This is a genomic window from Paraflavitalea devenefica (genome assembly GCF_011759375.1).
Classification (GTDB): Bacteria; Bacteroidota; Bacteroidia; order Chitinophagales; family Chitinophagaceae; genus Paraflavitalea; species Paraflavitalea devenefica.
On record NZ_JAARML010000002.1, the window covers coordinates 353,352 to 376,833 of the forward strand.

Below are 23,482 nucleotides of genomic sequence, written 5' to 3' on the forward strand. Positions count from 1 at the left end.
GTTTTGTACCTAATCCAGCCCCTATGCAAAAACCTTTACCCTTAACGCGGATTATCCGTAATACCTGTACAATTATCCTCTTGTGCAGTATTCATCTTCCCGTTTTTTCACAGGTCATACATGTAAGTCCTTCAGGTAGCAACACTACCGGGAATGGCTCAGCCGGCAATCCTTACCAGACGATCACCTACGGTATTGCCATGGCTTCAGCAGGTAATACGGTACAACTGGCCGCCGGTACGTATAATGAACTGGTGGTGATTGATAAATCAGTTACCATAGATGGCGTAAGCAATAGTCAGGCTATTGTAAATTATACCGGTACGATCAGCAACTATACCAATACCGGCACGGTACTGCCTACCTTGTTTAAAGTCACTGCGCAAAATGTGGTGATCAGAAATATCCGGTTTATGGTGAACACGAATATTGTTCATTCGGCGGTGCATACTTCCGGCGATGCTTCGGGACTGCAGGTATTGAACAATGATATCCGGGCAAGTGCCAGTGGTATCCAATTCTCTCCTGCGGCCATTACAGCACTGGCCTATGCCAGAAGGAATGCCATTGCTCTTAATCCCAATATTGCTTTGGGCGCGTCCAAGTACACGTTTGTAAACCCGGGCATTACGGGGATTAAGGTAGCCGGTAACTTTATCAGCGGGACCACAGCGGCTATGAATGGCTGGTATGATATTAATTTCAGGGCCGGCGTGCATGCCGATAATGTATCGGGCCTGGTGGTAGGTGGTACGGTAGCTGAAAAAAATATCCTGCAAACCATCAACCAGGATGTGCTGGTGCGCTTCGCTATAAATGGGGACATTACCATCCGGAATAATGAACTGAACGGAGGAGGGGTAGAAGTATCTACCATCAATGGCGCCACGGGTACCGTTATGATAGATTCCAATTATTTTAATTACCTGCCGCCGGTGGTGCCCGACTTCCCGTTGTTGCGGCTGATGAGTAATTCGGCCGGTAAAAACACCATCGTCCGGGGGAATACTTTTTACAACCATAACTGGTTTATCAACCTGGCCAATTACAATTCGGTCCTGGTAGACAGTAATATATTCACGCCCATAATCAGGGATGCGGCTGCCAATAATGATTTTCGCCTGATCACTGTTAACTCCAAGGCCATACAATCATCTGCTATTTCCAAGGTTGTCAACAATGCCACGTTTACCCGCAATGAGTTTAATGGGGTGGCAAGTGCCAATGGAACGGCCATGGCTTTTTATAATCATGATGCTACAGGCAGTTCATTCGGCATTTTTACAGTGGGGGAAACCGGTGATGAGAATTTTTTCCATACAGGCATTACCCGGTTTTTCTATGTAGACAACAGCAATGGCCAAAGCACCACTTCCATGACGGGCCTTTATCCTGAATATGGTTCCGGTATTTTTAATACCACTACCGCCTGGTGGGCACAAAATATCCTTGCTTCCCAGAACTGGTATGATATAGGGACTGGCCCCATGAGGCCAGATACCATGGATTGGTCACAAAGGGCTACTTTAAATGGCAGGGTCACCGACCGGTTGGATAATGCCAACCTGGGCCTGGTATTCCTGTACAACGTGCTCCTGGCCTCGCATCCCCGTAATGCTGCTCCCGTTGTTGCAGCGCAGCAGCCAGCTTCGGCGTGGCAGGTATATCCCAACCCGGTGAGCGCGGTTTTACATGTACGGGCCAATACACGCAAACAGGAACCGGTACAGGTGAAGCTATTCCATATGAGTGGGTATTGTTTACAAACAACGCATGGAACCAGCAATAAGGATATTCAATTGCCCATAGCCCGGTGGCCGGCTGGTATCTATACGGTAGAATTAGTAACGTCTGCCGGGCGTCATGTTCACCAGGTGATTAAGCAATGATTGTCATAAAGGCCACTTTACAGGTTTCCTTTCCTGTGTGGAGCGATAGATGGCATTGAACAGTTCTACAGTTCTTCTTCCATCCCGGCCACTTACCAATGGTTGGCGCTGTGCGGCAACCGCGAGGATAAAATCACGCTGTTGCTGCCGTACAAAATATTCTACCGGATTAACGGAATTAAAGAGTACTGTATCTTCCTGTTGCCACTGTTGTAACATAGCTTCTTCACCGGGGATGGTCCACAGGTCATTTAAAGGCGGTTCCTGGATGGTTGACCTGCCCGGCAGGAACATACTGCCGCCATCGGTTTGCACGCCGGCGGTAGCGCCATTGGAGCCATGAATATGTACCTTACCATAAATACCTGGCTTCTGTGCATTGCTCACCATGATATTGGCTACAGCGCCATTCTTAAAACGTACAATGGCTACAGCGGTATCATCTACCTCAATATAAGGATGGTTAATATTGCTCCATACACCATATAACTCTTCAAACTCACTACCCATAAACCATTGCAGCAGGTCCAACTGGTGAGGCGCCTGGTTAACCAATACGCCACCTCCTTCCGCTTCCCAGCTACCCCGCCAGGGATCACTTTTGTAATAGGTTTCATCGCGCCAGCCGTACATCACTACAAAACCCAGCATCGGGGTGCCCAGCTTGCCGGCGTCAATAGCCTGTTTGATACGCAGGCAGGCCGGTATAAACCTGCGCTGGCTGATCATGCCCAGCTTTTTACCGGCAGCGTCAGCAGCCCTGATCATGTCGTCGCAGTCGCTGAGGCTGATGGCCAGTGGTTTTTCCACCAGCACATGGGCGCCGTTTTCAAAAGCGGTGAGGGCGCCTGCTTTATGAGCAGGATGAGGGGTGCAGATCACTACGATATCCACCTTCTCCCGGCGGATCATATCGGCTATATCGGTATATGGTTGCGCCTGGTAATTAGCAGCAAAAGCAGTGGCCTTTTCCATACTGCGGCTTTGAACGGCCACCAGTTCCGTTTCCTCAATATTCATCAAAGCCGGCGCATGTACCTGCGCCATTTTACCACAGCCTATAATGGCAGAACGAAGTTTGGTCATCGGGGATAATTATAAATTTCTTTTGGTGAGCTGGTCAATGCTTTCGCGGTAGGTTTCACCCACAGGCAGTTCCAGCTCGCCGATAAAAATACTGTTTTTACGCACAGAAGTAATGCTTTCAATAGCTACAATATAAGACTTGTGGATGCGTATGAATTTTGATGCCGGTAATTCCTCTTCCATGTTTTTTACCGTGCTGCGTACCATCAGGGGTTTGGCAGGCGGTTTCAGGTGGATCTTCACATAGTCGCGCAGCCCTTCTATCCACATCACCTCCTGGTATAGGACCTTCACCAGGCTGTAATCAACGTTTACAAAAAAGTAACTGGCTGCTTCCTTATTGGCCGGGGAGGACTGGCCATGCCTGAGCTGGTATAGTTCAAGTGCCTTATTGCAGGCCTGCATGAACCGGGTAAGTGCGATGGGTTTCAGTAAATAGTCTACTACATTCAGGGTATAGCCTTCCAGCGCAAATTTCTCATACGCGGTGATCAGGATGAATAGGGGCTTTTGGGAAAGACTTTGTATAAACTGGATGCCGGTAAGGCCCGGCATCTGGATATCTATGAATACAAGATCAATTTCCTGCTGCTGTAAAATAGCGGTAGCTTCAAAGGCGTCAGGACAGGTGGCGATCAATTGCAGGTAGGGTACCTTGTCTATATAATCTTCCAGCAGTTGTAAAGCCAGTGGTTCATCATCTACTGCTATGCACTTTAACATGGTCGGCTAAATTTATTTGCAATGATACTGTAAACCAGTTATCATTGTCCGTGATCAGCAGGTTGTGCCGTTCCGGATACAATAAATTTAAGCGTCTTTTTACATTTGCCAGTCCTATGCCCGAAGTTTTATCTTTTATTTCTGTGGTGGCGGGATTGAATTTGTTGCTGACAGTGAAATGCAATGACTCTTCTTTTACGTACAGATCAATGTGTATTTCCGGCTTTTCCATATAGCCGGTCCCATGCTTAAAGGCATTCTCAATAAAGGGGATCAGCAGCATGGGCGCTATTTCCTGGTTGCCTTCGGGAGCGTGGATACTTACTTTCAGCACTACCTTGCTGCTCAGCCGTTGCCGTTGCAGGTCGATATAACTTTCCAGGTATTCCGTTTCTTTTTTGATCAGCACCTTTTCCCCGTCAGATTCATACAGGATATAACGCATGAGGGAGGACAGTTTTAAAATAGTAGGCTCCAGTTGATCACTTTTTGCCCTGGCCATGGCCAGCATATTGTTGAGCACATTGAACATAAAATGCGGGCTTATTTGCGAGCGCAGAAAGGATAGCTCGCTTTGCATGGTTTCCTGCTGCCTGGCCTGCAATAGCTGGTCGTTCTTTGCTTTATCGGCAATCAGCCTGTAGGCAATACTAGCCGTTACACACATCAGGAAGGGTGGAAGGTTGAAACTGATGGCATTCATCAGCCGGTAAGGCCGGTTGGTAATGATTAATTCATAGAATAAAGAATGAAGGGCGATGGCTACACTATATGTAACCAATAACAATACCACCAGTATACTATATTTTTTGGGGTATAGGAATTTCGGAATGAATACATAAGCATTCAGGTAAAAAGTAATTACCCAGCAAATGCTTGTCAGGTTGCCGAGATAAAAGAACTGAATGGCATCGGGGTTTTCCCTCAACCGGTTATCATAGAGGCGAAGCAGGTAGGGCAATGAGAAAACCATTAGCCATACGATCGTATGCAGTAATATTCTTTTCCAACGTTTGCTGCTTTCTATAGTTAATTCAGTACTCATGAATGAAAATTTGAAGTCTGAAGTCAGAGGTCCGAGGTCAGCAATTCAGACCTCGGACTTCCGGCTTCAGGTTTATTCATACCTCAGTGCCTCTATTGGGTCCAGCCTGGATGCATTGCGGGCAGGGTAGTATCCAAAGAATACTCCTGTAACGGCGCATACCAGAAAGGATAGGATGATAGACGACTGGGAAACCAGTGTAGGCCATGACAACAGCCAGGTGATTACCTGCGAGGCAATAATCCCCAGCGCCACACCAATAACACCGCCGGTAATGCTGATAAAAATAGCTTCTGTCAGGAACTGTAACAGGATGTCAATACCCCGCGCGCCGATAGACATGCGCAACCCGATCTCCTTGGTACGTTCTGTCACAGAAACATACATGATGTTCATAATGCCAATACCGCCTACTATCAATGAAATACCGGCTATGGCTGCCAGCAGTACCGTCAGTAATTCACTGGTAGAGCTAATGGTACTGATCAGTTCGGCCTGTGTACGCACGGTAAAATCATTGTCGTCTGTAGCTTTCAGCTTATGTTGCTTACGCAATATAGCGGTTATTTCATTGGTGGCTGTGTCGGAGCTTTGCTCGTTGATAGCGGAGGCATAGATGGCTTGCACATAATCAATAGCCAGTAACCGCTTTTGTACAGTGGTATAGGGCGCCATGATAATATCATCCTGGTCCTGGCCAAATGTGTTCTCCCCTTTTTCTTCCAGTACGCCAATCACCTTAAAAGGGGTTTTGTTAAAGCGGATGATCTTTCCTACAGGATCTTCACCGGCCGGGAATACATTCTCTACGATGGTTTGTCCTATGAGCGCTACCTTGGCAGAAGTCTTCACATCTTCATCCGTAAAAGGCGTACCGCTTTTTAATTTCCACTGGCGGATGTTCAGGTAGCCGGGACTTACGCCCTGTATGCTGGTTGGCCAGTTCAGTGAACCATTGATCACCTGACCATTGGCTGTAACGGCCGGTGATACATCTGTAATATGCTGCGCCTGCTGTTCAATGGCAGTTACATCGGGCAGCGTTAATGTTTGGAGGCCCGAAGCGCCCAGCCTGGCGCCACCACCCACCGTTACATTGCTGCTGGGGCGTATGTTGATCATATTGGAACCCATGGTAGACAACTGGTCCCGGATGCTTTGTTTGGACCCCTGGCCAATGGCCACCATAGTGATCACGGAGCCTACACCTATAATAATGCCCAGCATGGTTAGGAAAGCCCGTAGCTTATTCCGCAACAGGGCCTTCCAGGCTATTCGTAAAAGATTAATTGCATTCATGTCTCAATGTTTTTAATAGTCATCCTGTACAGGCAAAGTCGCCAGCGCTTCTTTGGCAGAGCGCACCTTTTCATTCTTCACGTCCTTTACTACCCGGCCGTCTTTCAGCATGATCGTGCGCGTACTGAAGGCGGCAATATCCGGTTCATGCGTCACAAATACGATGGTTTTACCCTGCTGGTTCAATTCCTGCAGCAGCGACATGATCTCATAGGAAGTTCTTGTATCGAGGTTACCGGTAGCCTCATCGGCCAGTATCATGACGGGTTCATTCACCAACGCTCGCGCAATGGCCACTCTTTGCTGCTGGCCGCCCGACAATTGATTGGGCAAATGGTCCAGCCTGTCGGCCAGCTTCACAGCTTCCAGGGAGTGCATGGCCCGTTGTTGCCTTTCATGGGCGCTGATCTCTTTATTATACAACAAGGGGAGTTCTACATTCTCCAATGCTGAAGTACGGGCCAGCAGGTTGTACGACTGGAATACAAAGCCGATCTTCCTGTTGCGCAGCCTGGCCAGTTCATTACGTGATAAGCTGCCTACGTTCACATCATCCAGTAAAAAATCTCCGTCAGAAGGTTTGTCCAGGCAGCCCAATATATTCAGTAAAGTTGTTTTGCCCGATCCGCTGCTGCCCATGATGGTCACAAACTCACCGGCCTCCACATGAAAGGATACGCCTTTCAATGCACGCACTGTTTCGCTGCCCATCTTAAATTCGCGCTTCAGGTTTTTTATATCGAGGATTGTTGTTGACATATCATAATGCTTTAGGTGATGAAAGAATGAAAAGTGGTTATTACATACCACGGCCACCACCACCGCCGCTCCTGCTACCACCACCCGGACGTTTAGGCATGAAAGGACTGGCATTTTCTGACTTGGCTGTTTGTTTGCCTTTTACCTGTTCATAACCGGTCACTACTTCGTCTGTTGGCGTAAGGCCGGATATTACCTGTTGCTCCGTTTCATTACTCATGCCGGTTACTACACGGCGGCGTACAAGCGTGCTGTCATGCTTCACCCATACAAAATTTGTTTTCTCAGTACTGTTTTTCCGTGCAGTGTCTTTACCGGTTGTTGAGGATTGAACGGTATCGCGTTTCGGATGGTTGCCATGCCCCTGTGCGGACCTTGTATTTTCAATGTGATATAGTTTGGCCAGCGTGGAATCTGGCTTAAAACTGAAGGCACTGGCCGGCACGAGTAAGGCATTGTCCACTTCCCGTGTATAGATAATGATATTGGCTGTCATACCAGGCTTCAGTTTCTGTTCTGCATTGGGCGCATCAATGATGGTGGTATAGGTAACCACGTTGGCGGAGGTGGAAGGCCGTAGCCTGATCTCTTTCACGGTACCGCTAAACGTGGCATCGGGGAAAGCATCTACTGTAAAATCCACCCGTTGCCCGGTGGCCACATTGCCTATATCTGCCTCATCCACCGAAGCCTGTACTTGCATTTTAGTAAGGTCTTTGGCAATACTGAATAAGGTAGGAGTACTGAAGCTGGAAGCGACGGTTTGCCCTTCGCTTACAGCCCTCGACAATATGGTTCCATCAATAGGCGAATAAATATCTGTAAAGGACAGGTTGCGTTGGGCCGATGCCAGTTGCGCCGCTACACTGTTCACATTGTCTTTGGCGGCATTGTACTGGTATAAGGCGGTTTCCTGTTCGGCTTTACTGATAGCGCCTACGTCATATAGTTTTGACTGACGGTCAAAATTGCTTTGCTGGTAGGTAAGGTTCGACTTTGCCTGTTGCAGGTTGGCGTTGATCTGCTGTACCTGCGCCAGCAGCAACGACTTATCCAGTTGCGCCAGCAATTGTCCCTTCTTTACCGTACTGTTAAAATCAACAAACACCTTATTGATGGTGCCCGAAACCTGTGAACCAACGGCCACGGTATCTACCGGTTGTATGGTCCCTGTAGCGGTAACGGAATTGGCAATCGTACCGTATTGAGGTTTTGCGGTATTCAGGATGATGGCGGTCTTTTCCTCCCTGAATTTCCAAAACCAGGTGGCACCGCCTATCGCTGCGATCACCACTATCCAAATAAGCCATTTTAACTTTTTCATTGTATAACCTTTTTATTTCCGTTGTCAATTAGTTTAATGTTACAGGCACCCCTGCATAGAAATCATAGATCTTATTGTACAGGATGCTGCTGTACTTGGCCTGTATAAAAGACTGGGTGGCCTGTACGTAGGTATTTTTCTGCTGTAATAATTCCACCATGTTGATAGAGCCATACTTTAACTGCTCGTTGGTGATATTGTAAGTTTCCTCGCTTGCTTTTAATTGTGTGTTGGCGGCTGTGTACTGGGCGATGGCATTCTGCCAGTTGATATAAACCTGTTCTACCTGTTGGTTCAGGGTATTTTTGGTATCCAGCAGGGCCAGCTTTGCCTGGTCTATCAATATTTGCGATTTGGCAATATTGGTTTTGTTTACCCGCTTGTTGTAGATAGGAATGCTCATGTTAATACCTACTGACTGATAAAAGTTAGTATTCAATTGTTTCAGGTAAGTAACATCCCGGTTGTCGGAATAGCCGGTAGATAAGGAAGCACCTAAACTGATCGTAGGCAGGGCGCCTGCTTTTGTTTTGGCCAGGTTTACCTGCGCCAGTTGAACAGCCACTTGTCCGTTCTGTATCTCCGGTCTTTTTTGTTGCGCTGCTTCCTGTGCCTGCGCCAGCGGCTGGGTATCGGCAGGTACATTAAGGTTGGCAGGTACGGTAACTTCAAAATTATAAGTGGAAGGCAGCAACAACAGTTGTTTCAGCGTGAGGTTATTCTGCCGGTAGGTATTGTTGGCATTCACCAGGTTGTACTCATCGGTGGCCACCTGCGATTCAAACTGCAGTAATTCCTTGCGGGAGAGGTTACCGGCGTCGAACTGCTGTTGTCCCTGCTTTAGTTGCTCGCGGGAAGTAGCCAGTACTTCTTCCATATATACAATATTCTCTTTGGCCAGTAATATGTTTAAAAAGGCCTGTGTGATGCTCAGGGTAATATCATTCTCCGTTTGCTGTACGTTCAGGTTGGCTGCTTTTAACGACAGCTCTTTTGCCTTCACATCATTTTTAATGTAATTGCCATTGTACAGTACAAAGGAGGAACTGAGCGAATAGTTGCTGCTGAAATTGGCCTGTGTTTGAAAACCGCCTACTACCGGGTCGGCATTCGAACTGTTCACCATGGATTGGGAAACAGATCCCGACAGGCTGGGTAATTTGGCTGCTTTTGATTGTGACAGGTCTTCCGTTGCCAGGCGGGTATTGAGCTTTTGCGTATTAACCGTGATATTGTTTTGTTTAGCATAAGCAATACTGTTCTCCAGCGTCCAGGTGGGCGGGAGGTGTTGCAGTAAGGTATCCTGTGCGTATACCAGTGCAGGAACAAAGCCTGTCAGTAGTGTTAAAAAAATGATTGTCTTTTTCATATCCCGTGTATTAGAAAGCATCCACGCGTGAATGCCAACCCAAAACTACCTGGGAATGAAAGGGGTAGGTTGCTAAATACGACCAACCGGCAAAACATTGCTGTTAACCGGGAAAAGAGGGCGTAAGGATAGCAGAGGAATTAATGGGCCATTTCTGCAATGAGGTGGCCCTTTCTCTTTAAGGGGGTATGGAACTGGTCGAGGAATAAAAAGTATTCGAAGATCTCTACGATAGGCCAGGGCGACTTGCCCTGACTTTCTTTATAAAACTTTTCTCTTTCTGTTGCGTCATGTTTCCTGTAATGATCAATGCCTGCCTGGTGCCATAGCTTGTACCAGCCTGCGCCATGCCAACCCATGATGCGCTTATTGGTGGGGCCATACCACACATGTATGTCATCCGGGTCATGTACCAGTTGGCAATGGTTCTCCCTGGCCATTTCATCATTCAGCCAGGTCTGGTTCCACAGGGCTTTATCGAGCGTTGTTTTTTCTACTTCCCATTTATCCAGGATCACATTCAGCGCTCCCTGGTCGCCATACCACAGGTCAAAAGGCTTTCTGCGGGTCATGAGGTTGCGCCATTCATGTACGATATATCCATGCTCCTCCATGTCGAGACTGATAAAGCCTGCGTTAACATTCATATAGTTGCCCGGTTTTACGCCGGTAGCCATTTCATGTTCTATGCCCCAGGTGTTCCAGCCATCTTCGGAGAAAATGATATGGCCGGCTTCGATCAGTGGCAGCAATTCTTTTTCCAGGTTACAAAGCGGCAGGTAGTCACCATCAATAAAGGTCCATTTGCGGAAGAGATTATAATGAACAATGGCGAATGCTTTATAAGCCCATCCCCGCATGATGGGGCTTTCATCTGTTTTTACATCTGTAAAACGGATATGCCTGGTGACCGGTGCCATATCCAATACCGTTACATGGTCATATTCGTTGAGGTAGTCCACCATCCAGGGCTCGAACCCAAGATCAAACACCGCTATAGGGCCCTTGTAACCATAGTATTTTAAAGCATTGATGGCGGCAACAATGCCTGCAAAAAAGTTATCATCGCCGATGGTATAGATACCATAGTCATGGCCGGTATCCGCTTTTTTTTCTACAGGCATTACTCGTATGGGGTTTTAGTGGCTTTTATTTTTCCGGTCTCTATCCCGGCATCAGACCGGTAGAGACGATAGTTTAATTCGAGGGTGACGCCGCTAAATGTTCCATCGGCTTCCATATCAATTGTCCATTCCTGTTTTCCATCTCCTCCTTTGGGAATGACTTTTACAGATTGCCGGGGGAATTGCAGGTGCTGGTTTGCGAATGAAGCCTGCACACTGGCGCCTTGGTTGGTAAATCCGCCCAGGATAAACATATTATTGCCGGCGGCGGGAGATTGCGGGTAAATTTGGAACAGTTGCTGCTTACTCCAGGTAGCCGGTTGGTCCGTTTCTATAACCTGGTACCACCCTGCTATAGGGGGCGTTTCGTTGGTGGCCATATCGTCAGGTCCCTGCATAGAGGATTGCATTAACAGGAGTAAGAATAGCAACCATTGCATAATTTTTTTTACCTTCCTGAAGATACTTCATTATTTCCTAACGTTCCTATATGGTAAACGAAAAAGAAACAGCGCCGCAGAAACTCATCCTTGAGAATTATCAATCTCCAGGTGATATTGTGATGCTCACGGCTGCGGTGAGGGACCTTCACCTGCTGTATCCCGGCCGTTACCTTACCGACGTAAGGACCAGCAGTCCGGGATTGTGGGAGCAAAATCCTTTCATCACCCCGCTTGAGGAGAGCGACCCGGACGTACGCTGTATTCCAATGAATTACCCGCTTATCCACCAGAGCAATACTTTACCGTACCATTTCATTCACGGGTTTATCCAATACCTGAACTTCCAGTTGGGAACTGCCATTTATCCTACTGCTTTTAAAGGTGATATTCATTTGTCGGAACAGGAAATGAGCTGGATATCACAGGTGCAGGAGATCACCGGGAACGATAAGCCTTTCTGGGTCATCGTATCAGGCGGCAAGTATGATTTTACCTGTAAGTGGTGGGATGCCAGCCGTTGCCAGCAAGTGGTAGACCATTTCCTGGGAAGGATACAGTTTGTACAGGTGGGTGAGCTGGTGCACAATCATCCTCCGCTGAACAACGTGATTGATCTGCGGGGCAAGACGGACCTGCGGCAGCTTGTACGCCTTGTATATCATAGCGCCGGGATCGTATGTCCTGTTACCTTATTAATGCACCTGGCGGCTGCTGTGCCCATGAATAACGGGTCGCCGCGTTTACGTCCATGTGTAGTTATTGCCGGTGGCAGGGAACCTGTTCAGTGGGAAGCTTATCCCGGGCATCAGTTCCTGCATACCATCGGCGCCTTGCCCTGCTGCGCTACCGGCGGATGCTGGCGTTCGCGCGTATTGCCGCTGGGCGATGGGGATGAGAAAGATGCGCCGGACCAGTTGTGCATGCATCCCGTAGGCTTTCTACCCAAATGCATGGATATGATCTCCGTGGAAGAGGTGGTGCAAAAGATCAATCTTTACCTTGACAATAAGTATTAATCTGTACTAACAGGCGTTTGTAGCAGAAATATTTTTTTTCTAACACCAATAAGTAGTGTATATTTAATAATCCCTGCAAATTTACTTCTTACCCACAAAAGTTAAGGTCTATACACCTGAACAGAAATTTCTATTGGTACAATCATTTGAAATTTCGTTATGAATTTGCATTGGGAACAAATACTCCGCGAACAGGAACGCCTGATCAGGCTTCAACCCATGGTAGAAGCTCAATTGAAATCAATCACCACTATTGATCATGTAGGCATAGGTGTGAAAGAGATCAATGGTGAGCTGTCTGAACATCTTTGCTTCAGGGTATATGTAAAAGAAAAGAAACCCCGTGAAGCTTTACCGCCTGCTGAAATAATTCCCACCAATATATTAGGTATTAAAACAGACGTGCTGTGCAGGGCCGAAGTGCTCGCTATTGCCGACAGGAGCCGCCACCGGCCATTGAGGGGAGGGATACAAGTGAGAACAGACAGGGTGGATGGCGACCGTGAGCGGCTGGCCGGTACCCTGGGTGTATTGGTTACTTCTATCAGCTCCAGTTCGGGGAAATTGATGGCGCTTACCTGTGAGCATGTTGTGGCGCAGGGTGTACATGCGCCTGCCAATCCTAATGCAGCAGTAGGTATGAAAGTAGGGCAGCCTACCTATAGTACCTGTTGTTGTTGTGTGTGTGGTGACATTGGTACGGTTTTCAAAGTACAGAAGGATACCAATGTAGATTGTGCGCTGATTGATCTGACGGAGAAGCTGAGACTGGATGTTTCAAGCAGCTCCATGCAGAATCATATTGAAGGCATCGGGGCCATTACCGGTGTAGCGCAGGCAGTTTGCTTTGAACGGGTGAGGAAGCGCGGCGCCGGAACAGAAATTACGGAGGGCAGGGTGGTGGAAGTGATGTTTGATGGGAGCCAGATACTTGTTCGTCCAACCGGCGCCGGTGTATTTGCTGATTTTGGCGATTCAGGCGCTGTACTGGTCAATGATGCCAATAAAATAGTGGGCCTGCTATGGGCCGCTAACCGTAATGTGATTAGCTTTCTCCATAGCTCTTCCTCAGGCACTTTTTTCCGGAAAGAAGGTGTAGCCAATCATATAGGACCTGTAATGGCGGCGTTGGGTATTACGATTGCAGGACAGAATTCAAGCGGACTTGGCCTGCCTTCTGCCAATTGCGGCCCGGCTCCTTCGGTATTTTCCAGCGGAGGTTTGTCTTCCTCAACGGCGCAAAGCAGCCAGTTTTCCTCTGGTCAGTTTTCGTCCGGACAAAGTAGTCCATCTTCTTCGGGAGGCCAGTTTTCCTCCGCGCAAAGCGGGTTATCGTCTTCGGGACAAAGCAGTCTGCTGAGCGGCTTGTCGTCTTCAACACAAAGCAATTCTTCCGAACCACGGTTACCACCGTCTTCGGGTATAAGTTCCGGTAGTCCGCGGCCATCTTCTTCTTCCTCTTCCCGGAGAAGCAGTTCATCTTCCTGCGGACCTTCACCCAATAACAGGGACTATGTAGGCGCTAATAAAGGTGTTGCCAATTTAGTAGGCTTTAAAGCAAGGATCACATCCAGAAATGTAACCTTACCCTGTGCGCCCACCGCTACTTTCGCGGCCTTTAGTACTACCTGGGTAGGGGTGGTTAACCAGACGGCAGCGAATTCTGCTGACTGGCTTTGGGCACAGATGGGATTTTCTACCGACCGGGTTGCTGGTTCTGCGGCTGTTACCTACCGGTTCTATTGCGAAGTGCAGGCGGGACCTGGTGCAAATACCTATCACATGCATTGGTATCCGGCTCACGCAGATGGGGCGCATGTGTTTAGTGCTGAAGTAACGCAACCTGCTGCGGCTCCCAGGCCGTCATCGTCATCGTCTTCCTCCTCTTCTTCCGGGCCTCCTGCGCCCGGCACCTGGAATTTTTCAGTAGATGGTGCAGTTGTGCATTCATTTGCACATGTGGGATGGGCCACAGCGGTGGGCAGTACGCTCAACTTTAATACGGAATTGCAGGACCATCATTCTCCCGTGCCCGGTACCGCTGGTAATAAGTGTGTATTTGATCAATGTGCGTATAAAACAAGGGGCACTGCCGCGTGGACCAATGCAGGCCTTGCGGCGGGCAATTTGAGAAATGACGATAATACCAGGCATTCAATCAACCTGGTAAGCGGCACTTCGTTTGAATCGTGGGAACTATAAAGAAATAACCATGAACATCACCCATAAATTTTCAGCGTTGAAACCGGTTCAGGAGATCCTTGAACAAAAGCAGGCTGCTTTTACCGACCGGTTGATCGCTTCCAAGCTGGCATCGTCCCGGCGGGTTTTGATGGAGCAGGAGCTGCTGCCCTTCTTTAATGTATCGAAGGATGACCAGCGCATCTGGCGCAATGATCAACCTGCCTGGAAGTTTGAACTGCCCGACCTGAAAGAATCTATGCCACGCGGGCTTAGTTTCCCTTATCTCAAAAACATCCATTTCACGCTGAATCCACATACCGATAACCTGCTGAAAGTGCAGTCGGCATGGCCTGCGGGCGTAGCGCCTATCAAACCAATGCCTTCTCCGATGGAGGAAGAACGACAGTTACTCCAGGTGAAGGAACGGTTTACCGCTTTGCCCGATGTGCCATTGCCCATTGATTTTGAAGCGGCGCTGAAAGTGGTGCAGGAATCGGGCCCGGCATTGCCCAATTCGGCCAAAGAAATCATTGCCTACCTGGTGGTGCATACGACCATCAGGTATGCCGATCGTCCTGTATGGGTCATTCATACACGCGGCATTATTCCTTTTGAGCCAAAATTGCCTGCTGCATTTGGGAAGCCTTCTGCCATTGTGCCCGAAGATGCCCGTAACCATGTAAGGCATGTGGTGGATGCGCAGACCGGTGATTGGTTATTTGCTGATACAACACCTCAACCCGTTGTGTGATGCTGTATGATATTGAACAACTGGATATTGATTTACGGAAAACCGAAGCGGGTACCCGGCTTTTGCAGGTGTTCAACCAGCATGTGGATGAAGTGTTTTTCCTGGTGCAGCACCACCGGCAGGTAACAGTGGCCTGGCAACGTAACCAGGGACCTGCCTTTATATCCAGCTTCCTGGAAACAGGCGTTACACCCGGTACCCATTTGAAAAAAGAGATCAACGGTATATCCGTCTATATGCTGATTCGCAGGATGGCCGCTGCCTTGCAGGATGCAGGAAGCCCATCCTTAAGAAAAGCGATTGGTGATCATGTAGCTGTTATACTGGAGTGGGTTACTGAGTGCAACAGCATCAATGATGTACTGGAGAAATTAAGACAATCGGATGCCTTACCCCGTGAGACTTCATTTAATTAAGCGTTTATTATGGAAAAGTCAAGGCAAGAGATTATTGAAATAACGGAGAAGCTGCTGGCCATGCTGCCTGAGGTGCAGGATGAACTGCGGCAAAGGTATCCGAATGTTTCAAGCGTTGAAGTTGGTATTAAACGCAGGGGCGGTGAGCTGACCGATGTGATCTGCTTCCGGGTAATTGTAAAAAAGAAAGTCAGCGAGGGTGATCTGGCCCCGCAGGATGTGATCCCCAAAGAAATAAGAGGCGTGCCTACGGATGTATTGATCGAATACCCGGATATGAATTGTGACGACACGAGCGGTTATGATCTGTTAACAGGGGGAATCCAGATCGATATTGGGATCGGAAACGGGACATTAGGATGTTTTGTGACCAGGGATGCCGAGCCTGCCGGAAGTAAGAAGATTTACCTGCTTTCTAATCACCATGTCATCATAGGTGAAAATGGAGCAGTAGGAACACGGGTGGGACAACCTTCTTCTCCCAGTGGGTCCAACTGCTGCTTATGCTACGATATTGCTACTGTGTTTTGTGGAGAGGTAGGATCTGTTGGGGGGACGGCCACTACTGTAGGTACAGTGGTTACGGCTCCGGGATCTCCCAATGCCATTGATGCTGCTATTGCCAAACTGCTGGGACAGGATGCTACAGATCCGAAAACGGTTCACTTTGCCAATTCCATTGAAGAAATAGGGCCAGTATTCGGTTCTTCATCTCCTTTGGTATTACACGACCGGGTGAGAAAGCGGGGTAGAACAACCGGACTTACCTTTGGGCAAATTGAAGCTGTAGGTGTAACGTCCAACCCATTGAAAGATTCCAATAATCCGTCTGCAGGAACTACCCCTTACTTAAATTGTACCTTTTTGATCACGCCGCTTGCTGAAAGCCCGTTAATGGCCAACGGTGGTGATTCCGGATCAGTGGTTGTTAACAGCAGGAACCAGGTAGTGGGACTTATTTTTGCCGTGCCTACTACAGCAGGACCTGAGGGCACCAGTATTGCCAATGGTAATGCAAAAGCCTTTCCGATCCAGACTGTCCTAACCAGGCTAGGCATCTCTGTGCTCAGCAGTGGTACCGCCAATTCTATACCGCTTAGTGGTATCGCGGAGGAAAAAATAAAACCCCTTCGTGCAGGAAGCTACATTCACGCATTTGAAAGGCAATTGAATACTATACCCGAAGGCCCTGTTTTTATGCAAATGCTACTGGACCATCGCAACGAAGTCATGGACCTCATCAATGATAACCGGGAAGTGAAAGTGGCCTGGCACCGCTTCAATGGCCCGGAATACATCGGGCACATCCTTAAAAACTCCGCTTACCCGCAACATCCCGTTCCCCCTGCCATCAATGGTTATTCCCTGCAAAACCTGCTCATTAAAATGAGTGAGGTACTGGAACGCCATGGCAGCCGGAGGCTGGCAAAAGCAGTAGATGATTACAGCGCCTTTGCGTTCAATTTTGCACATCAATACAAAGGGATAGATACCCTGAAAGATGCGTTGAGCAATTTCCCGGTCTGTCCCAAATGTGGTAAACCTTTTCATTTGAATACTCATGCCGACTAATCAAACACCAGGAACGCTGGAAGTTGTTTCGATGGAGCTGGTCAAGGTCTTTGATCCGCTGCGGGCAAGGATTGACCAGGGGAAAATATTGTTGCTGCTGGCCGAACTGGGCGTTGATTTCCCGGATGAGCTGGAAAATAATACGGCCTTCAACAATGCCATTGCAAGTATATCCACTAAGATATACCAGCTTCCGCCATTAATAGCGAACCTTATCACTGCTATTAACGCAGAGAACTGGAACACAGTAGGCACTTTGTCGGTTGACCTGGCCCAGAAGATTGCCACCATTATTGATGATTGTATTACCATTAAAGGAGCGCTTGATCAGTTCACCGCCACCATGGGAGGGCCAAGCCAGGCGGCTATACAGGATTTCCTGGAAGATTTTGTCAGCAACCTGCTGCAATACCTGCTGGTGAATTACCTCGAAACTGCCAGTCCCATATTAACGGCCGGCTTTGAGTTTTTCGGTATTGTGGAAAGGGAGGATGCTACTACCATCAATGCTACCGGTCCCGGTACACCGTTTATCCGCAAAAGACTTCATCTAAACAATATCGCTGCTTTTTTCAAAGATCCCGGCGCGCTGGTGGAATCATTGTATGGCTGGGGCACACCCGGTTTCGATGGGCATTCCTTGTTACAAAAGCTGCAGAAGATTGCGTTGAGTCTGGGGCTTCCTGCTGTATTAACAGAGGCGCCGCTTGAGCTGGACATTTTCTTTTTTAAGATCAAACCCGATACCACGATAGATCCTAAGGGCGTCCAGTTCCTTATTTCTGAATCATTCCGGCTTGACGGAGGTTATACGCTGAGTAATCCCAATTTTATACTGGCCTTCACAGCAGGTGCTGTATTGCCCATAGAGTTTGGTCTTACGTTGCAGCCCGGTATGAAACTGGGCATCGTTCCGTTCAGTAATCCTGCTCCCATTACCGGCACCCTGGGCGCTGATTTCTCTATTCCCGGAACTGCCGGGGCCGGACAACCGTTTATTGCACTGGGCAGTGCAGGCGGCAGCCGCTTTCAGTTTGAAAGATTCTCCATACGGGGAAATGTAGGCCTTTCCTGGGATGCCGGTAAAGCATCCGGAAGGTTTGGTATAGAAGGTGAGCTGGAAAAAGGGAAGATCGTTATCAAGCCTTCCAATCCCGATGGCTTCCTGGCCAAAATACTGCCGGCCGATGGTTTTATTATTGACCTGGACCTGCTGATGGGATACGACAGCGGCCGTGGCTTCTATTTCGAAGGCTCGGGCGGACTGGAAATTCAAATACCCCTGCACCTGCAGATCGGCCCCATTTTAATTGAAAGTCTAACCCTCACTATAAAAGCCGGTAATGCCGGTATACCTATTGGCATTGGTGCTGATATCGGCGTAACACTCGGACCTTTTGTTGCCGTGGTGCAAGGTATGGGCCTGCTGGCCAATTTTACCTTCCCGCCCGATAACTCCGGAAACCTTGGTTTCATGGATGTGGGTATCGGTTTCAAGCCGCCTACAGGCATCGGGCTTTCCCTCGATGCAGGCGTTGTAAAAGGCGGCGGTTTCCTGAGCTTCGACTTCGACAGGGGCAGGTATACCGGTATAGCACAGTTGTCTATCCAGAATGTGGTGAATGTAGTAGCTATTGCCATCATCACCACCAAGAATCCGGATGGCACACCCGGCTTTTCCATGCTGCTGCTCATCACTGCTGAGTTTACCCCCATTCAACTGAGCTTTGGCTTTACCCTGAATGGGGTGGGCGGGCTCATCGGCGTAAACAGAACGATGGTATTGCAGGCATTGCGCGATGGGGTCAGGAACAATACCATTGACAATATCATGTTCCCTTCGGACCCGATTGCCAATGCTACCCAGATCATCTCTGCCCTGGAAACCATTTTCCCGCAACAGCAGAACCGGTTCACCTTTGGCCTGATGGGTATTATCGGCTGGGGTACACCCACGCTGATCTCGCTGGAGATCGGCTTGATGCTGGAAGTGCCCAACCCCATCCGGCTGGCTATCCTCGGCGTTATAAAAATGGTGTTGCCTACGGAAGAGGCCGCCATCCTGCAACTGAAAGTAGCCTTTGTGGGTACTATTGACTTTGAAGCCAAGTACATTACTTTCGACGCGAGCATTTTCGATTCAAGGCTGCTGACTTTCACCCTCGAAGGAGATATGGCCCTTCGGATCAAATGGGGCGATAATAGCAACTTCCTGTTTACGCTGGGCGGCTTTCACCCGGATTATACACCACCACCGCTCGATTTGCCGCAATTAAGAAGGTTGTCCATCACCCTCTTTGCCGGTAACCCGCGCCTGATCGTTACCACTTACTTTGCGGTTACCTCCAATACCGTACAGTTTGGAGCAGGCATAGATTTTAATTTTGAAGTAGGGCCCTGCAGGGTGACAGGCTGGCTCCACTTCGATGCGCTCTTCCAGTTCAATCCTTTCTATTTCAGGATCACCCTTTCAGCAGGACTTACGGTGTACGCATTCGGCGGCGAACTGATGAGCATTGGCTTCGATGGCTCTCTCGAAGGCACCAATCCCTGGCGTATTACCGGCAGGGTTAAGATCAAGATCATCTTCATCATCAACATCAATGTCAGCGTTGAGACCACCTGGGGCGAAGAGGCCAATACCACTATCCCCGATGTGGATGTATTACCGAAGCTTAAAGAAGCGCTTAATAATAAAGCCAACTGGATCACCCCGCTCGAAGATGGCAGCGTAACAGCCGATAGCATGGTGACCCTACGGGAGATTACCAATACAGATGACTCCGTGATCGCCCATCCTGATAAGAGCCTGTCGGTTTCCCAAAAGATCGTTCCGCTGGATGTAGAGATCAACCTGTTTGGTACTGCCAAGCCCGCTGATTATACTAAGTTCTCCATCGAGATAGAGGATATGACAGAATCCTCCCTGAAAGAAGAGTTTGCGCCGGCCCAGTTCTTCAAGATCACCGAAACGGAAAAGCTGAGCAGACCTTCTTTTGAAAAATACAACAGCGGTGTGAGCGCTACAGGGGCCAATACGCTGACCTCAGATTTCTTCCGTGAGCGGGATGTGGAGTTTGAAGAGATCATTATAGATGATTTGGACCTGCCGAAGCTGGTGCTGCCGAAAAGCATTTTTGACAAGCGGCGTTTCAATTCCTTTATACGCAACGGATCGGCGGCTAACAGCAGGTTTGGGTCAAAAGCAAAAATGCAATCCCCGCTTTCACCACCTAAGGTAAAGGTGCCGGGCAAGCAATACTCGGTAGTGCATACAGATGATCTGGCAGTAGTGGGTGGCATGAAGGCCGATTCTATTACGGAAGCCAATATATTGATACAACAAGCAATTAAGCAAGACCCCTCACTGGAAGGGAAGCTGGATGTTATTCCATCATACTAATTGTAGGTATTATGAGTGAACCACTTTCAAGATATGCGTTTTTACCCTGGGCCAGACGGGGTATCGCTGCCAAAATAGAGGAGGCAGAAAACTTTGCCAATTTCAGTGCGCCACCTCCGGATGGCTGGACACTGGAACGCCCGGTAGTGGAAGTAAAAGTGAATATCACTGCCAGTAAGGGTAGTACTACTTTTCCTGACAGCGTAACACAGGAAATTGTACTGGTAGCGCCGGGCGATATTACTTCGCTTAACCGCGATGTGATCATCAAAACAGAACCCCGTAACTGGGCCACCAACTTTTTACCCAATTATTTTCCTTATATAGAGTTTTACGAAGAAGATCTTCCCTGGAAGTATACACCTGCCAAAGCTGTCAATCACAAGCTTAGGCCCTGGATGGTATTGCTGGTATTGAAAGAAGAGGAGTTTACCAATGACAGTGCGCCCATGGGTGCGTTGCCCTCCATCCAGGTATTACCACTGCCCGATGATCCGCCCGGCACCACAGGCGCACAAAGCGGCGCACTACCTCCTGCCGCGCAGGTATGGGCATGGGCGCATGTGCACCTGAATGGCGACCTGGACACTACCAATACACTGGACCCCAATAATAATGCGCATGTACAAACTGCACTGACCAGGTTCCGTGAATTGTTGGCCGGCGACCCGGACAGGGCTTATTCGCGCATTATTTGTCCGCGCAAGCTGGACCCCTTTACTACGTATCATTGTTTCCTGGTGCCTACTTATGAAACCGGCAGACTGGCCGGCCTGGGTGCACCGGAAGCGGTGATTAAAACACATAAGGCGCAGGAGCCTTCTTTTGGCATAGCACATTTGGCCGATGAAGATCATATGCCTTATGTAGACCATTTCCCGGTATATTATCACTGGCAATTCATGACGGGGCAGGAGGGCGACTTTGAAACACTGGTGCGTAAGCTAAAGCCCCGGGAAGTAGACCCGAGAGTAGGCACCCGCAAAATAGATATCCAGACGCCCGGCATGAATGTCAATTTCGGGGCTGGGCCGGTATTTAGTGATGGCACCATTGTACTGGAAGGCGCCGTACTTCCTCCCAATGGTTCCACTACCCGGATGCCGTATCCGTGGAGCAATGCAGCTTCTTCTGTTTATTACCGCAAACAACTGGCAGGGTTGGTGAACCTGGGCGAAGACCTGATGGAAGCTACTTTCCCTACCTCACTGGTACAGCCTTATACTACTAACCCTTATGGATATACAGATGCTATTTCCCATATCAAGGATGATCCAATGATCACGCCCGACCTGTATGGCCGGTGGCATGCGCTGAAAAGAAAGCTGGATACATCGGATGCTGCCCTGAAGAATAACAAAACCTGGCTGTACGAAACAAACCTGGATCCCCGGAGCCGGGCTGTGGCCGGTATGGGTGTGAAGTTTGTCAAAAAGCGGCAGGAAGAGATCATGGACAAAGCCTGGGAACAACTGGGCGAAGTAATAGAAGCCAACCGGAAATTGAAATGGGGACAGGTGGCCCAGCAGGTTTCCCATGCAGGTTACCTGAAACACCTGAAGGACCAGCCCACCGACCAGCGAGTAGCTATTGCCGGTAAGCTATTCAAGAAGGTAAAATCAGGGAGTGTTACTGCCTTTAAAAAACTGGAAGACTGCGCGCTGCCGGACGCGCTGTATTCCCCTGCTTACCGGAAGATAGAAAGACCATACGGACCGGTGATGAAGCGGATGGACCCGGGGCACACTGTTTTCAAACAAAACACACTCAGGACCAACCTGGCGGCTAAAGTGTTCCCGGCAGTAGCGCCTAAAGTTGTTTCTGACCTGCAATCCGTTTACCAACTGGGTCCATTAAGCAATGATGTACAGAACGTAGGCCACTACAATGTATTCAGGTCTATCTTTTCACCGGTTATGCCGGGTAATATTGAGTTTCAGCCTGACCTGGAAAGTGAAATGCGCTTCCAGGTGGCTATTGCCCGTTACAATGATTATTTCGTGGCCGACAACTGGCCGGCCACTTCCACGGGTATTGATATTAACCTGAGTACGCTTTCAACAGAAGTGGTCACGGCCATCAACCCGATCTACACGCTACACACGAAGGTATACGGCGAATTGAAGTTCATGGCCGGCTATGTGCCGCCACCTGCTGATAAGATCGTTCCGGTGATGGCTTATCCCATATTCGATACCCCTACCTACCAATCGGTGGTAGACCTGGGTATTGATTTTTTCTGTCCTAACCTGCACCTTATTCCCGATAATACGATTACGCTCATGGAAAGCAACCAGCGTTTTATAGAGGCCTTTATGCTGGGCCTGAACCATGAAACAGGCAGGGAATTACTCTGGCGTGAATATCCCACCGATCAGCGCGGGAGTTATTTCAGACAATTCTGGGATTCATCTGATGTAGTGAATACTACGGGTGTGAGCGATGCAGTGCATGCCGAGCGGAACCTGGATATTAAAAAGATCCACGAATGGCCGCAACTGAATTTCCTGGGAACCAATTCTGCGCGGGTAGGTATGAGCACCCCCAATCCACTGGTATTGGTGATCAGGGGAGAGCTGTTAAAGCGGTTTCCCGATACAGTTATCTATGCACAGAAGGCAAAGTTCAACGGCACGGATTACCAGGGCCGGCGATTGCTGGATACTGAACTGAAGTTTCCCCTGTTCACAGCACGTGTGGCGCCCGACCTTACTTTTATAGGTTTTGACCTTACACCGGCCATAGCCCGTGGCGATCGCAATGCACCGTCGCCTGCGCCGGGCTGGTTTTTCGTGGTACAGGAAAGGCCTGGTGAGATACGTTTTGGTCTGGATACAGATACGAGCGTTACGCCACCTGCTACCTGGAACGATCTTAGCCAGGGTAATGCTCCTTTTACCGCAGGTTACCTGAATGCAACTAATAATGCAGTGAGTGCAACAGACAACCGGATCAATAATAAGCCCATACCCTGGGGATTCAATTCAACCAATATGGCAGAGATACTGTACCAGAACCCGGTACTGCTGGCAGTACATGCAGATGATATGTTGCCCTGATGCTTTAATTAACTTATTGA

17 protein-coding genes are annotated in these 23,482 nt (G+C 48.8%); 8 read left to right on the forward strand and 9 right to left on the reverse strand.

The window, feature by feature from the left end; all coding sequences use genetic code 11:
- The first annotated feature begins 23 nt into the window (after positions 1–23).
- The gene (locus HB364_RS11040; protein WP_167288037.1) at positions 24–1,889 is read left to right on the forward strand and encodes a T9SS type A sorting domain-containing protein; all 1,866 of its coding nucleotides are present in this window, start codon (positions 24–26) and stop codon (positions 1,887–1,889) included.
- A gap of 3 nt (positions 1,890–1,892) precedes the next feature.
- Here the strand turns inward: HB364_RS11040 and HB364_RS11045 are convergent, their stop codons facing one another.
- The 9 genes from HB364_RS11045 to HB364_RS11085 all read right to left on the reverse strand — a co-directional run bounded on the left by HB364_RS11045 (position 1,893) and on the right by HB364_RS11085 (position 11,058).
- Positions 1,893–2,975: a Gfo/Idh/MocA family protein gene (locus tag HB364_RS11045; RefSeq protein ID WP_167288038.1), complete on the reverse strand. Its 1,083-nt coding sequence runs from the start codon at positions 2,973–2,975 to the stop codon at positions 1,893–1,895.
- 9 nt (positions 2,976–2,984) lie between these two features.
- Complete coding sequence (locus HB364_RS11050; RefSeq protein ID WP_167288039.1) at positions 2,985–3,698, reverse strand: LytR/AlgR family response regulator transcription factor; 714 nt, start codon at positions 3,696–3,698, stop codon at positions 2,985–2,987.
- The gene (locus HB364_RS11055; RefSeq protein ID WP_167288040.1) at positions 3,673–4,743 is read right to left on the reverse strand and encodes a sensor histidine kinase; all 1,071 of its coding nucleotides are present in this window, start codon (positions 4,741–4,743) and stop codon (positions 3,673–3,675) included. Before HB364_RS11055 ends, HB364_RS11050 begins: the two co-directional genes overlap by 26 nt.
- A gap of 72 nt (positions 4,744–4,815) precedes the next feature.
- Entirely contained in the window at positions 4,816–6,042 is a 1,227-nt protein-coding gene (locus tag HB364_RS11060; RefSeq protein ID WP_167288041.1) for an ABC transporter permease, read from the reverse strand.
- Between the two features lie 12 nt (positions 6,043–6,054).
- Positions 6,055–6,801, reverse strand: a complete 747-nt coding sequence (locus HB364_RS11065) for an ABC transporter ATP-binding protein (protein WP_208419935.1) — start codon at positions 6,799–6,801, stop codon at positions 6,055–6,057.
- 40 nt (positions 6,802–6,841) lie between these two features.
- The gene (locus HB364_RS11070; RefSeq protein ID WP_167288042.1) at positions 6,842–8,125 is read right to left on the reverse strand and encodes an efflux RND transporter periplasmic adaptor subunit; all 1,284 of its coding nucleotides are present in this window, start codon (positions 8,123–8,125) and stop codon (positions 6,842–6,844) included.
- A 28-nt stretch (positions 8,126–8,153) separates the two neighbouring features.
- Positions 8,154–9,494, reverse strand: coding sequence for a TolC family protein (locus HB364_RS11075; protein ID WP_167288043.1), 1,341 nt, complete (start codon positions 9,492–9,494; stop codon positions 8,154–8,156).
- Between the two features lie 140 nt (positions 9,495–9,634).
- Positions 9,635–10,618 carry a hypothetical protein gene (locus HB364_RS11080; protein ID WP_167288044.1) on the reverse strand — a complete coding sequence of 328 codons (984 nt, stop codon included), beginning with the start codon at positions 10,616–10,618 and terminating at the stop codon, positions 9,635–9,637.
- Positions 10,618–11,058 carry a hypothetical protein gene (locus HB364_RS11085; protein WP_167288045.1) on the reverse strand — a complete coding sequence of 147 codons (441 nt, stop codon included), beginning with the start codon at positions 11,056–11,058 and terminating at the stop codon, positions 10,618–10,620. Before HB364_RS11085 ends, HB364_RS11080 begins: the two co-directional genes overlap by 1 nt.
- Before the next feature lie 50 nt (positions 11,059–11,108).
- On the opposite strand from HB364_RS11085, the gene HB364_RS11090 reads away from it, so the two are divergent.
- The 7 genes from HB364_RS11090 to HB364_RS11120 all read left to right on the forward strand — a co-directional run bounded on the left by HB364_RS11090 (position 11,109) and on the right by HB364_RS11120 (position 23,462).
- Positions 11,109–12,077, forward strand: coding sequence for a glycosyltransferase family 9 protein (locus tag HB364_RS11090; protein WP_167288046.1), 969 nt, complete (start codon positions 11,109–11,111; stop codon positions 12,075–12,077).
- A gap of 159 nt (positions 12,078–12,236) precedes the next feature.
- Positions 12,237–14,279, forward strand: coding sequence for a hypothetical protein (locus HB364_RS11095; protein WP_167288047.1), 2,043 nt, complete (start codon positions 12,237–12,239; stop codon positions 14,277–14,279).
- A gap of 10 nt (positions 14,280–14,289) precedes the next feature.
- Positions 14,290–15,012: a hypothetical protein gene (locus tag HB364_RS11100; protein ID WP_167288048.1), complete on the forward strand. Its 723-nt coding sequence runs from the start codon at positions 14,290–14,292 to the stop codon at positions 15,010–15,012.
- Entirely contained in the window at positions 15,012–15,428 is a 417-nt protein-coding gene (locus HB364_RS11105; protein WP_167288049.1) for a hypothetical protein, read from the forward strand. Before HB364_RS11100 ends, HB364_RS11105 begins: the two co-directional genes overlap by 1 nt.
- Before the next feature lie 9 nt (positions 15,429–15,437).
- Positions 15,438–17,000 (forward strand): chymotrypsin family serine protease, encoded by a 1,563-nt coding sequence (locus tag HB364_RS11110; RefSeq protein WP_167288050.1) that lies wholly within the window; start codon positions 15,438–15,440, stop codon positions 16,998–17,000.
- On the forward strand, positions 16,990–20,403 hold the full coding sequence (locus HB364_RS11115) for a DUF6603 domain-containing protein (protein WP_167288051.1): 3,414 nt from the start codon (positions 16,990–16,992) through the stop codon (positions 20,401–20,403). Before HB364_RS11110 ends, HB364_RS11115 begins: the two co-directional genes overlap by 11 nt.
- Positions 20,404–20,414: 11 nt before the next feature.
- Entirely contained in the window at positions 20,415–23,462 is a 3,048-nt protein-coding gene (locus HB364_RS11120) for a hypothetical protein (RefSeq protein ID WP_167288052.1), read from the forward strand.
- The last annotated feature ends 20 nt before the right edge of the window (positions 23,463–23,482 follow it).

Coding starts and splice junctions, on each gene's coding strand:
- HB364_RS11040 (WP_167288037.1), top strand. CDS start 24: ATGCAAAAACCTTTACCCTTAACGCGGATTATCCGTAATACCTGTACA.
- HB364_RS11045 (WP_167288038.1), bottom strand. CDS start 2,975: ATGACCAAACTTCGTTCTGCCATTATAGGCTGTGGTAAAATGGCGCAG.
- HB364_RS11050 (WP_167288039.1), bottom strand. CDS start 3,698: ATGTTAAAGTGCATAGCAGTAGATGATGAACCACTGGCTTTACAACTG.
- HB364_RS11055 (WP_167288040.1), bottom strand. CDS start 4,743: ATGAGTACTGAATTAACTATAGAAAGCAGCAAACGTTGGAAAAGAATA.
- HB364_RS11060 (WP_167288041.1), bottom strand. CDS start 6,042: ATGAATGCAATTAATCTTTTACGAATAGCCTGGAAGGCCCTGTTGCGG.
- HB364_RS11065 (WP_208419935.1), bottom strand. CDS start 6,801: ATGTCAACAACAATCCTCGATATAAAAAACCTGAAGCGCGAATTTAAG.
- HB364_RS11070 (WP_167288042.1), bottom strand. CDS start 8,125: ATGAAAAAGTTAAAATGGCTTATTTGGATAGTGGTGATCGCAGCGATA.
- HB364_RS11075 (WP_167288043.1), bottom strand. CDS start 9,494: ATGAAAAAGACAATCATTTTTTTAACACTACTGACAGGCTTTGTTCCT.
- HB364_RS11080 (WP_167288044.1), bottom strand. CDS start 10,618: ATGCCTGTAGAAAAAAAAGCGGATACCGGCCATGACTATGGTATCTAT.
- HB364_RS11085 (WP_167288045.1), bottom strand. CDS start 11,058: ATGCAATGGTTGCTATTCTTACTCCTGTTAATGCAATCCTCTATGCAG.
- HB364_RS11090 (WP_167288046.1), top strand. CDS start 11,109: ATGGTAAACGAAAAAGAAACAGCGCCGCAGAAACTCATCCTTGAGAAT.
- HB364_RS11095 (WP_167288047.1), top strand. CDS start 12,237: ATGAATTTGCATTGGGAACAAATACTCCGCGAACAGGAACGCCTGATC.
- HB364_RS11100 (WP_167288048.1), top strand. CDS start 14,290: ATGAACATCACCCATAAATTTTCAGCGTTGAAACCGGTTCAGGAGATC.
- HB364_RS11105 (WP_167288049.1), top strand. CDS start 15,012: ATGCTGTATGATATTGAACAACTGGATATTGATTTACGGAAAACCGAA.
- HB364_RS11110 (WP_167288050.1), top strand. CDS start 15,438: ATGGAAAAGTCAAGGCAAGAGATTATTGAAATAACGGAGAAGCTGCTG.
- HB364_RS11115 (WP_167288051.1), top strand. CDS start 16,990: ATGCCGACTAATCAAACACCAGGAACGCTGGAAGTTGTTTCGATGGAG.
- HB364_RS11120 (WP_167288052.1), top strand. CDS start 20,415: ATGAGTGAACCACTTTCAAGATATGCGTTTTTACCCTGGGCCAGACGG.